This is a genomic window from Ectopseudomonas toyotomiensis, assembly GCF_900115695.1.
In the GTDB taxonomy this organism is placed as follows: domain Bacteria; phylum Pseudomonadota; class Gammaproteobacteria; order Pseudomonadales; family Pseudomonadaceae; genus Aquipseudomonas; species Aquipseudomonas toyotomiensis.
Window position 1 is genome coordinate 292,769 of record NZ_FOXK01000003.1, and the last position, 13,296, is coordinate 306,064.

Annotated in this window: 2 protein-coding genes; both read left to right on the top strand. The window is 63.0% G+C overall.

Translation table 11 applies throughout. The features are described 5' to 3' along the window. The first annotated feature begins 304 nt into the window (after nucleotides 1-304). Entirely contained in the window at nucleotides 305-12,553 is a 12,249-nt protein-coding gene (locus tag BM186_RS07740; RefSeq protein ID WP_074914333.1) for a peroxidase family protein, read from the top strand. A 74-nt stretch (nucleotides 12,554-12,627) separates the two neighbouring features. Next, nucleotides 12,628-13,296 (top strand): response regulator, encoded by a 669-nt coding sequence (locus BM186_RS07745; RefSeq protein ID WP_021490029.1) that lies wholly within the window; start codon nucleotides 12,628-12,630, stop codon nucleotides 13,294-13,296.

The window sequence follows — 13,296 nt, forward strand, 5'->3', positions numbered from 1 at the left end:
TCGGAATCATGTTTTACCGGACGCCTGAGGCGTCTTTGCCAGGGCATTTCGCCGACCCGCAATTGCACGGGTCTAATACTGCCTGATTTCTGACGCTAGGCTTCGTGCCAGCTTCAGCATAGGGACATACCAAATACTGATTGCACGCCGATTAGCCCAGCATATCGGTGTGGCAGCGTTTGGCCTCTATCCCGGGAACGCTCTGACGATTGCGTGATGCGCAACGGACGGGGTGGGCTGCTTCTGTGCCAGGGATTCCTCCGACTTTGCGCATTCAGCTGCTGGGCATCAGAGGTGGAAGGAAATGGCCAATTTCATCAAATCCGATCTCGAGTTCATCCTGCAGCAGATTTTCATTGCTGAGACGCATGCCGCCGGACAGAGCCTGAGCGAGTTGCTGCCCAACTCCCAGGTGCCCTGGGGGCTGCGTACAGTGGATGGCAGCTACAACAATCTGGTGGAGGGCCGTACCTTCTGGGGCGCCGCCGACCAGGAGTTCCTCCTGTTACTGGACCAACAGTTCCGCAACGACCAGGACGGCGACACCTTCGATATGAACGGTCCGGCGCCGGGTGGGCTGGTGACCAACACCGACTACGGCGCCGCTGGTAACGTGGCCGATGCCGACCCACGGATTATCTCCAACCTGATCGTCGACCAGACCATCAGCAACCCGGCGGCGGTACAGGTTTTCATTGATGCCGGGATGGGCGTGCTTGCCGACGGTAGCCAGCTGGACCCGGATGGCAATCCCTATCCCGTTGGCACCGTGCTGGACCTCGACGGGGTGGCGATTCCTGCCGGCCAGTCGTTATTTATCCCCAATACTGCGCCGGACGAAGGGCTTTCGGCCGGCTTCAACACCTGGTTCACCTTCTTCGGCCAGTTCTTCGACCATGGTCTGGACCTGGTCAACAAGGGCGGCAACGGCTTTGTCTTCATTGCGTTGCTGCCGGACGACCCGCTGTACAACCCGGCCACGCCACAGACCAACTTCATGGTCATCACCCGCGCCAGCGTCGAGGTGGACGCGGACGGCAACCGCGTGCACGTCAACCAGACCACGCCGTTCGTCGACCAGAATCAGACCTATAGTTCCCACGCTTCGCACCAGGTGTTCCTGCGCGCCTATGTGCTGGTGGACGGCCAACCCATGGCCACCGGCAAGCTGCTGACCAACCGCGACCTGGGGGCAGACGGCATCTTCGGCACTGAGGATGACGTGGAACTGGGCGGCATGGCCACCTGGGGAGTGCTCAAGGCCCAGGCTCGCGACGTGCTGGGCATCGAGCTGGACGATCAAGACGTCGGCCGGGTGCCGTTGCTGGCCACCGACCAGTACGGCAACTTCATCCCGGGCGCCAATGGCCTGCCGCAACTGGTTACCGCCGGCGGCCTGGTCGAGGCCAGCCTGGATGCACCAGTGGACGCCTCCCTGGCGCTGACCACCGGTCATGGCTTCCTAGATGACATCGCCCATTCGGCCAACCCGTTCAACAGCCAGACCGGCGCGCCGCTGGTGGCAGATGCCGATGGTGTGGCCGGGGTCAATGACGGCCTGGCGGGCACCTACGACGATGAACTGCTCGACGCCCACTTCATGGCCGGCGATGGCCGGGTCAACGAGAACATCGGCCTGACCGCCGTGCACCATGTGTTCCACGCCGAGCACAACCGCCTGGTCGAACACACCAAGGACGTGGCCCTGCAGGCCGCCGCCGACGGTGATATCGCCTTCCTCAATCAGTGGCTGCTGCAGCCGGTCGGCGCGATTCCGGCCGATCTGTCGACCCTGGTATGGAACGGCGAACGCCTGTTCCAGGCCGCCAAGTTCGGTACCGAGATGCAGTACCAGCACCTGGTGTTCGAGGAATTCGCGCGCAAGGTGCAGCCGCTGGTGGACGAGTTCCTTATCCCCAATGGTTACGACGCCACGATCAACCCGGCGATCATGGCCGAGTTCGCCCACACCGTGTATCGCTTCGGTCACTCGATGCTGACCGAGACCGTGGATCGCTTCGATCCGAGCTTCCAGAACGACAGCAGCATGGGGCTGATCGAGGCCTTCCTCAACCCGCTGGCGTTCAATGACAACGGCACGCTGACGCCCGAAGAAGCTGCCGGCGCCATCGTGCGTGGGCTGACCCGGCAACTGGGTAACGAGATCGACGAGTTCGTCACCGGTGCCCTGCGCAGCAACCTGCTCGGCCTGCCGCTGGACCTGGCGGCGATCAATATCGCCCGCGGTCGCGACACCGGCGTGCCGTCGCTGAACGAGGCACGCGCCGAGTTCTATGCCATGACCGGCGACAGCCAGCTCAAGCCCTACACCAGCTGGCTGGATTTCGCCCTGCACCTGAAACATCCGGAGTCGCTGATCAACTTCATTGCCGCCTACGGTACTCATATCAGCATCACCAGCGCCGTAGGGCTGGCTGCCAAGCGCGCCGCGGCCATGGATATCGTGTTCGGCGGCGGGGCGATTTCCGACGACGCGCGCATGGCCTTCCTCAACGGGCCGGCTGCCAGCACCGGGGTCAACGACATCGATTTCTGGATCGGCGGCCTGGCCGAACGGATCATGCCCTTCGGCGGCATGCTCGGTTCCAGCTTCAACTTCGTCTTCGAGACGCAGATGGAGGCGTTGCAGAATGGCGACCGCTTCTACTACCTGGCGCGCCTGGATGGCCTCAACTTCCTCACCGAGATGGAGGACAACTCCTTCGCCAAGCTGGTGATGCGCCATACCGATGCGGTGCACCTGCCGGCGGATATCTTCTCCAGGCCGGGGCTGATCCTCGAGGTGAATCAGTCGGCGCAGTTCAACGACGGTCTCGGTAGCGCCGACCCGGTTGGCGACAATCCGCTGATCCCCCTGGTGATCCGCGACAACCCGGAGACGCCGGAGGTCGAAACCAACTACCTGCGTTACACCGGCGACGAGCACGTTGTGCTTGGCGGCACCGCAGGCGACGACGTGATGATCGGCAGCATCGGTGACGACACCCTGTGGGGCGACGGCGGCAACGACCGCCTGGAAGGCGGCGACGGCAACGACGTGATCGAAGGCGGGGTCGGCGACGACATCATCACCGACAAGGGTGGCGACGATGTGCTCAAGGGTGGCGACGGCAACGACGTGATCCACGGTGGCAACGGCTTCAACCTGATCCTCGGCGGCCATGGCCACGACTTCATCATCACCGGTGAGGACGTTTCCGAGGTCTTTGCCGGCACCGGTAACGACTTTATCCTCGGCGCCAAGGGCAACCTGCAGACCATGGGCAACGAGGGCGACGACTGGATCGAAATCGGCACCCAGGACGGCGCGCCTGGCGACAACCTGGAACCTTTTGCCAGCGATAGCGTGAATGGCCATGACGTGTTCATCACCGGGCCCGGCTTCGACGAGGTGATAGGCGAGGGTGGCGACGACATCATGGTCGGCTCCGAAGGCGCCGACCATTTCGACGGCGGCTCTGGTTTCGACTGGGCGGTGTACAAGAACGACCCCTTTGGAGTGAAGGTCGACCTGATTGTCGACGACTTCGTCGAACCGCCGGTGGCACCGTCTAATGCCGGTATCCTCGACCGTTTCGCCGAGGTGGAAGGCCTGTCCGGTTCGGCCCATGCCGATATCCTGCGCGGCGATAACGCCGACGCGGCGCTGATCGCCCAGGCCGGTGCCCGCGGCAGCGTACTGACGGCCGAGGGTATCGCCCGTATCGCCGGCATGCAGCAGATGCTCACCGAGTTCTTCGGGGCGCCGCAGAGCTCGTTCGGCAGCGGCAACATCATCCTCGGCGGCGGCAGTAGCGACGTGCTTGAGGGACGCGGTGGCGACGACCTGCTCGACGGCGACCGCTGGCTCAACGTACGCATCAGCGTGCGCGCCGGGATGGATGCCGACGGTAACCCTACCGGCCCGGAAATCGCGTCCTTCAGCAGCATGAAGGACATGATGCACCTGATGCTCGACGGCACCTACAACCCTGGGCAACTGATGATCGTGCGCGAGATTCTCGACAGCGCCGATAGCTTCGATACTGCGTTGTATGCCGGCCCGCGTGAGAACTACACGGTGACCACGCTTGCTGGCGTGACCATCGTCACCGACAACGTCGGCGACGAAGGCACCGACCGTCTGCTCAATATCGAGCGCATCCAGTTTGCCGACAGTGCACTGGTGCGGGTCGGCGGCCAGTTTGTCGACGAAGTGGCCGGTACCCAGCAGGGCGGCAATTTCTCGCCCACGGGCACGCTGCAAATTCTCGATGCTGGCAGTGGTAATCCCGATAGCACCCCGGCGGTCGGTCAATTGCTGCGGGTTTCGGCTGCTGGAGTCGCGGATGCGGACAATGCCGGAGGGCTGATCACCGGTCGGCCAGTCAGCTATGTCTGGCAGTATGAGGCAGAGCCCGGCTCGGGCATCTTCCAGGACATCATCGTCGAGGGCGGCGCCCGGCCGTCCACCCAGGATGGCGTTTCCTATCGCGTCACCCCCGATCTGGATGGTCTGGCAATCCGTGTGATCGCCACCTACCAGGACGATAACGGTGTGCTGGAGCGAGTGTCTTCCGCTGCCACCCAGCCGGTGGCTGGCGGCTCTATACCCTTGCCGCCGCCCCCGCTGCCGACGGAAAGCGATGTGGTCAGTCCCGGCAATGGCCTGCGGATGATTCGCTCCGACCTGCAGTTCATCCTCGACCAGATCATCATTGCCGAGCGCCATGCCGCCGGCGAGGACCTGATGGACATCATCCCCAACTCACGCCTGCCCTGGGGGCTGCGTACGGTGGATGGCTCGTTCAACAACCTGGTGCCGGGGCAGCAGTACTTCGGCGCGGCGGATCAGCCGTTCCCGACCTCGACGACGCAGCACTTCATCAACGATAGCGATGGCGACAGCATCGATCTTAATGGCCCGGCGCCGGGCGGTGTGTTCGTCAATGGCAACTATGCCTACGATCCGACCAACCCTGCCTCGCCGAGCGATGTGGTGGACGCCGACCCGCGGACCATCTCCAACCTGATCGTCGACCAGACCATCACCAACCTGGCGGCGGTGCAGGCCTATGTCGATGCCGGCCTGGGTACTCTGGACGAAAACGGCGTACTGCTGGATCTCAACGGCCAGCCGATCCCGGGCGGGGTGCCGCTGTTCATTCCCAACAGCGCGCCGGACGAGGGGCTGTCGGCGGGCTTCAACTCCTGGTTCACCCTGTTCGGCCAGTTCTTCGATCATGGCCTGGACCTGGTCAACAAGGGCGGCAACGGCACGGTGTTCATCCCGCTGCAGCCTGATGATCCGCTCTATGTCGAGGGTGGCTCGGCCAACTTCATGGTACTGACGCGTGCCACCAACCAGGCGGTGCTGGCCGGTACGGACGGTGTACTTGGCACCTCCGATGACGTGCATGTGCATGTCAACCAGACCACGCCTTTCGTCGACCAGAACCAGACCTACACCTCGCATGCCTCGCACCAGGTGTTCCTGCGCGAGTACGCCATGACCGACGACGGCCCGGTGGCTACCGGGCGCCTGCTCAATGGCGCCGATGGCGGCCTGCCGACCTGGGCCGAAATCAAGGCCCAGGCGCTCGATATGCTGGGCATCGTGCTGAGCGATGCCGATGTGGTGAACGTGCCGCTGCTGGCCACCGACCAGTACGGCAAGTTCATCCCGGGTGGCAACGGCTATCCGCAGTTCGTCACCGGTGGTGGTCTGGTTTCCGCCGGGCCGGGTGGGGTGGAGGTGCCCAACGATGTGATTCGCACCAATCACGCCTTCCTCGACGATATTGCGCATAACGCCAATCCCTTCAACAGCCAGACTGGCGCGTTGAAGACCGCCGACGGCGACGATGCCGTGGGGCTGACCCTCGGCGGCGGGCAGAGCAGCGGCAATACCTACGACGATGAGCTGCTCGATGCCCACTTCATTACCGGCGACGGCCGCGGCAACGAGAATATCGGCCTGACCGCCATTCACCATGTGTTCCACGCCGAGCACAACCGCGTGGTCGCGCATACCAAGGACGTGGTGCTGGCCTCCAACGATATCGACTTCATCAACCAGTGGTTGCTGGAGCCGGTGAGCAGCCTGCCGGGCAGCCCGGACGGCCTGGTGTGGAACGGCGAGCGGCTGTTTCAGGCCGCGCGTTTCGCCACCGAGATGCAGTATCAGCACCTGGTGTTCGAGGAGTTCGCGCGCAAGGTGCAGCCGCAGGTGGACGTGTTCTTCAACGCCACCCAGGTCTACGACAGCACCCTCAACCCGGCGATCCTCGCCGAGTTTGCCCACGTGGTATACCGCTTCGGCCACTCGATGCTGACCGAGACAGTGGATCGCTTCGACCCGAACTTCGTCTCCAGCGAGCTGGGGCTGATCGAGGCCTTCCTCAATCCACTGATGTTCAACCAGCTGAGAAATCCGGACTTCGATCCGCTCCAGCCAGTGGGACCGGGCAATCCGGAATACATCACCGTCTCGGCGGAAGAAGCCGCTGGCGCCCTGGCACGCGGCATGACCCGGCAGCTCGGCAACGAGATCGACGAGTTCGTCACCGAGGCCCTGCGCAATAACCTGCTTGGCCTGCCGCTGGACCTGGCGGCGATCAACCTGGCCCGTGGTCGCGATACCGGGGTGCCGTCGCTCAACGCGGCGCGTCAGGAGTTCTACAACATGACCGGCGATACCCAGCTCAAGCCGTACACCAGCTGGGTCGACTTCGCCATGAACCTCAAGCACCAGACCTCGCTGGTCAACTTCATCGCCGCCTATGGTACGCATGAGGCATTGCTGGCTCTCGACGTCAATACCCTGGCCGAGAAGCGGGCGGTGGCCTTCGCCCTGGTATTCGGCGGCACGGCGTTGATCAACGAGGGAACCGCCGAGGAGCGCTTATTCGATGCCGATGGTGCTGGCGTCAACCGTGCCGCCTTCCTTTACGGTCCGGCGGCCACTACCGGGGTCAACGCCATCGACTTCTGGATCGGCGGCCTGGCCGAGAAGATCATGCCCTTCGGCGGCATGCTCGGCTCCACCTTCAACTTCGTCTTCGAGACGCAGATGGAGGCTTTGCAGGATGCCGACCGCTTCTACTACCTGGAGCGCCTGGCCGGCCTGAACATGCTCACCGAGATGGAGAACAACTTCTTCTCGCGCATCGTCATGGCCAACACCGATGCCACGCACCTGCCGGGGGATATCTTCTCCACCCCGGGCTTTATCCTCGAGGTGGATCAGAGCAAGCAGTACACCGGCCTGGGCGATGATGGCCGCGCCGATCCGGAAGGCGACAACCCGTTGCTGCCAGAGGTGATGCGCGGGCCGAACTTCCTGCAGTACAGCGGCGGCGAGCACGTGGTGCTCGGCGGCACGGACGGCAATGACACCTTGGTGGGCGGCATCGGCGACGACACCCTGTGGGGCGACGCTGGCAACGACCGCCTGGAGGGCGGCTTCGGCAACGACTTCATCATGGGCGGGGCCGGCGACGACATCATCACCGACATGGGCGGCGACGATGTGATCCGCGCGGGTGAAGGCAACGACGTGATCCATACGGGCAACGGCTTCGACCTGGTGATGGCCGGCCATGGCAAGGACTTCGTCATATCAGGCGAGGACGGCACGGAGATCTTCGGTGGCCCTGGCGACGACTTCATCCTCGGCACCCGCGGCAACGAGGCGCAGTTCGGTAACGAAGGCAACGACTGGCTGGAACTGGGCGGTCCCGACGGTAACGGCGGCGACAACTTCAACGAGTTCGGCCTGGACGACGTGATCGGCCATGACGTGTTCATCGGCGAGTTCGGCATCATCGACCGCATGGACGGCGAGGGCGGTGACGACATCATGTTCGGCAACGGCGGCGAGGGTGATCGCTACGTCGGTGGCTCCGGCTTCGACTGGGCGGGCTTCCGCGACGATCCGTTCGGGGTCAACGTCGACTTCCGCCTGCGCGCCTTCGACGAAACACCGGTGGCGCCGTCCGATGTGTCGGTGCTGGCGCGCTTCGAGTTCATGGAAGGGCTGTCCGGCTCGCACCATGCCGATATCCTCAACGGCGACGACCGCGACGCCACGGCCATTGCCATGTCCGGTGCCTACGGCAGCGTGCTGAGCGACGACTATATGGACATGGTCGACGGCTTGCGGGCGTTCATCAATCAACTGGCCGATCCACTGACCACCTCCGGCGAGGTCACCTCCTTTGGCGCGGGCAATATCATCCTCGGCGGCAATGGCAGCGATCTGATCGCCGGTAACGGCGGCGACGACCTGATCGACGGCGACATGTGGCTCAACGTGCGCATCAGCGTGCGGCAGAACCTCGACGGCACGGGCCCGGAAATCGCCACCTTCAACAGCATGGTGCCGATGATCCCGCTGATGCTCAATGGCACCTACAACCCGGGGCAACTGGTCATCGTCCGCGAGCTGATGTCCGGCACGGTCGACTCGAACAACCTTGGGCACTCCTTCGACACGGCGGTCTACTCGGGGCTGATGTCCGAGTATGAAGTGATCGAGTGGGGCGACGGCCTGTGGGGCGTGCGTCATATCGGCCCGGCGCCCGTGGACAACGATGGCGACGGCCAGTTCGATGCGGTCGGCGCCGATGGCGCGGACATGATCCGCAATATCGAGCGCATCCAGTTCAATGACCAGGCCATGGTGCTGGTCGAAGGACGCAATGCCGAGGTGGAAGGCGTGCTGCGTATCAGCGACGGCTCGCCCAGTGTCGGCCAGGTGCTCAGCGTCTCGGCAGCCTGGGTAACTGATGGCGATAACGTCAGCGCCAGTAACCTGGGTGGTTCGCTAACCGGGCCCATCAGCTACTACTGGCAGGTGGATCCTGAGGGCGACGGTACCTTCGAAGATATCGTGACGGAAAACATCGGCGGCGAGGCCGCCCGTGCCACCGGCCCGAACTTCACCGTGACCCCCGAACTCGAGGGCCTGGCCCTGCGCGTCAAGGCGATCTACAAGGACGCTCATGGCGTGCTGGAAACCGTGTTCTCGGCGCCGACCAGTCTGGTCGTGCAAGGTGGCGATCCGAACGATCTGCCGCTGGGAACCGTACTGCTCAGCAATCTGGAGCCTATCACCGGTCAGCAGATTGAAGCGACTCCTGCGTTTACTGATGCGGATGGGCTCGATGGCGTCGAGTTCCACTATCAATGGCAAGCTGGCGATGGTCAGAGCTTCGCCAATATCCCTGGGGCCAACAGTGCGACCTTCCTTCCCGGTCAGGCGCTGGCCGGTCAGATGCTCCGCGTCGTTGTCAGCTACACCGACAACGGCAATACGCTGGAGTTCGTCACCTCGTCCGCAGTCATTCTCGGCCTCGGTGCAGTAGGTACCGAAGGCAACGATGTGATGATCGGTACGCCGGGTGTCGATCTGCTCGAAGGGCTGGGCGGTAATGACAGCATCTTCGGGCTGGCCAGCAACGACATCCTCGATGGTGGCGCCGGCGATGACCTGATCAATGGCGGCGAGGGCGATGACCAGATGATCGGCGGTGCCGGCAACGACACCTTTGTGGTCGATAGCCTGGGCGATCAGGTGATCGAAGAGCTGGGTGGCGGTACGGATACCGTGCTCACTACTCTGAACAGCTACAGCTTGGGCGACAACCTGGAAAATCTGGCGTTCGTTGGAGAAGGGGATTTCAACGGCAGTGGCAACGATCTGGACAACCAGATAGCAGGCGGAGCCGGCAATGACAGCCTGAGTGGCGGTGGCGGAAACGACATGCTCCAGGGTGGTGCCGGCAATGATCTGCTCGATGGGGGCGTGGGTGCAGATAGCATGAGCGGTGGTGGCGGCGACGACACCTATATGGTGGATAATTTCGCCGATCAGGTTATCGAGGCGGCCAATGCAGGCAACGATACCGTGCTCACCACTCTGGCCAGTTACGTGCTGGGCGCCAACGTGGAGAATCTCAGCTACATCGGGGCAGGCGCGTTCGTCGGAACCGGTAACGCCCTGGCCAACGTCATCGTCGGTGGCGGCAGTAACGACACGCTCAACGCCGGGGCGGGTAATGACACCCTGATCGGTGGCGCGGGCGCCGACATCATGATCGGGGGTGCTGGCAACGACACCTATGAGGTCGACGAAGTCGGTGATCAGGTCGTGGAAGGTGCGGGCGGTGGTACGGATCTGGTTCGCACCACGCTGGCCAGCTACACCCTGGGCGCCAATGTCGAGCACCTGACCTACCTCGGCACGGATGCCTTCACTGGTACCGGTAACGGATTGGCCAACACCATCATCGGTGGGGTTGGCGATGATGTGCTCAGCGGTGGCGCCGGCAACGATACCTTGCAGGGTGGCGATGGCAGCGACCTGCTCGATGGCGGTATCGGCAACGACACCATGGTCGGTGGCGCCGGAGACGACAGCTATGTGGTCAATGCCGCTGGCGATCAGGTAGTCGAGGAGGTAGATGGTGGGACCGATACGGTCAGCACGACGCTGGCCAGCTACACCCTGGGAGCCAATGTCGAGAACCTGTTCAAGATCAATGGCGGCAACTTCACCGGTACCGGCAACGCTTTGGCCAACCATATCGTCGGCGGCAGCGGTAACGACACGCTCAATGGTTTGGCCGGGGATGACGTGCTGGAGGGCGGTGTCGGTAATGACACCCTCAATGGTGGCGAAGGTGACGACCTGATGATCGGGGGTGCTGGCAACGACACCTACGTGGTCGACAGCCTCGGCGACCAGCTGATCGAGGAGGAGGGAGGCGGCACCGACACTGTGCGCACAACGCTGAACAACTACACCCTGGCTACATTCCTCGAACACCTGACCTTCATCGGTGCAGGCAATTTCGTCGGAACCGGCAATGCGCTGGCCAACACCATCACTGGTGGCGCAGGCAACGATGTGCTCGATGGTGGGGCGGGCGCAGACCGCATGGTCGGTGGCGCCGGTAACGACTTCTACTACGTCGACGATGCCGGCGATGTGGTGGTGGAAGCGGCAGGCGCTGGCGCCGACACGGTGTACTCGACCCTGGCTAATTACACCCTGAGTGCCAATGTCGAGAACCTGATTCATGGCGGGGCTGGCAGCACTGTGGCCAACGGTAATGCGCTGGCCAACGTGATGCAGGGCAATGTGGGCAACGACGTGCTCAATGGCCTGGGAGGCAACGATACCCTGCAGGGCATGGACGGCGACGATACCCTTGATGGTGGCGCCGGCAATGACCTGCTCGAGGGGGGCGATGGCGATGACATCCTTCTCGGCGGGGCCGGCAATGACACCCTGATCGGAGGCAGCGGCAACGACTTCCTCGATGGTGGCGCGGGCAATGACCTCATGCGTGGGGGAAGCGGCAATGACATCTACGTGGTCAATGCAGTTGGCGATCAGGTGATCGAAGAGGCCGATGAGGGCATCGATACGGTACGCACTACCCTGGCCACCTACACCCTGGGGGCCAACGTCGAGAATCTGGTCAAGATCAACGGCGGAGCGTTCACCGGCAACGGCAACGAGCTGGCCAACCAGATCGTCGGCGGCAGCGGTAACGACGTGCTCAACGGCCTGGCCGGTGACGATGTGCTGGAAGGCGGTGCCGGTAACGACACGCTCAACGGCGGCGAGGGCGACGACCTCATGACCGGCGGTGTCGGCAACGACACCTATGTGGTCGACAGTGTGGGCGACCAGGTTGTGGAGGGCATTGGTGCAGGAACCGACACGGTGCGCACCACGCTGTCCAGTTACACCCTGGGCGACAACGTGGAGCATCTCACCTTCATCGGCGTCGGCAACTTCAGCGGTACCGGTAATGCCCTCAACAACACCCTCACCGGCGGGGCCGGAGACGACGTGCTGGACGGTGGCGCAGGCATCGACCGTCTGGTCGGTGGCGCGGGTAACGACAGTTATTACGTCGATGTTGCGGGAGATGTAACGGTCGAAGCTGCCAGCGGAGGCATCGATACGGTGTACTCCAGCAGCGCTACCTATACCCTTGGAGCCAATGTGGAAATTCTGGTGCATGTCGGAGCCAACGGTGCCAATGCCAACGGCAATGGCCTGGCCAATATGATGTTCGGTGGTATCGGCAATGACACGCTCAACGGTGCAGGTGGCAACGATGTGCTGTATGGCGGTGAAGGTAACGACACCCTGATAGGGGGCGTCGGCAACGACCTGCTGGACGGTGACGATGGCAACGATGTGCTGATCGGTGGCCTGGGCAACGATGTTATGACCGGTGGCGCTGGTGATGACTTCATGGATGCCAGTCAGGGCAACGACATCCTGGTGTTTGGCCCGAACTTTGGCAACGACACCGTCATCGGCTTCGATGCTAATCCGGCAGGTGGTCAGGATCTGCTGAACATCGCGGCCTTCGGCCTGACGCTGGACACCTTCGCCAGTCGGGTCGCTATCGGCGATGCCGGAAATGACACGGTCGTGACCATCAATGGCGTCGATGGCGGCACCATCACCCTGGTTGGAGTCACCAATCACACCACGGTGACGGTAGCGGACTTCCAGTTGAGTTGAGTCGGGAAGCATGGTGCCGGGCTTTGCCCGGCACCATGGCGACAAGGGTATAAACCTTGAGGGGAGCATATTCGATGAGCGACAAGATCAAGGTGGGCATAGTCGATGACCATCCACTGCTACGGCAGGGGGTCGCCGCGACCCTGGGCCGGGTCGAGGACTTCGAGGTGGTGGAGCAGGGCGGTTGCGCCGACGAAGCGCGGGAAATTTCCGCGCGCTGTCAGCCTGATGTGCTGCTGATGGATGTCAACATGCCGGGCGATACCTTCGCCGCGGTACGCGCCATCAGCAAGGCGCAGCCGAAGGTCAAGGTGTTGATGCTGACGGTATCGGAGTCCGAGGACGACGCCTATTCGGCTCTGGAGGGCGGTGCCCAGGGCTACGTGCTAAAGGGTGTCAGTGGTCCCGAGCTGATTCAGGCGATTCGCACCGTGGCCAAGGGTGAAACCTTTATCACCCCGGCGTTGGCGACGCGCCTGCTGAGCAACTTCCGCAAGCACCAGACCGAGCAGCGTGGGGTAGATCTCACCCACCGCGAAGAACAGATCATTCGCGAGGTCGCCAACGGTCTGACCAATCGCGAGGTGGCGGCCAAGCTGGGCTTGAGCGAGAAGACGGTGAAGTACTACATGACCAACGTGATGCAGAAGCTGCATGCGCGCAATCGTGTCGAGGCGGTGGCGGCAGTGCGCCGCTATTGGGAAAGCCACAAGACCTGGACGGTAGGCATCGGTGCGCCGTGA

Bases quoted from the DNA above. Each gene is read 5' to 3' on its own strand.
- BM186_RS07745 (WP_021490029.1), top strand. From the start codon at position 12,628: ATGAGCGACAAGATCAAGGTGGGCATAGTCGATGACCATCCACTGCTA.
- BM186_RS07740 (WP_074914333.1), top strand. From the start codon at position 305: ATGGCCAATTTCATCAAATCCGATCTCGAGTTCATCCTGCAGCAGATT.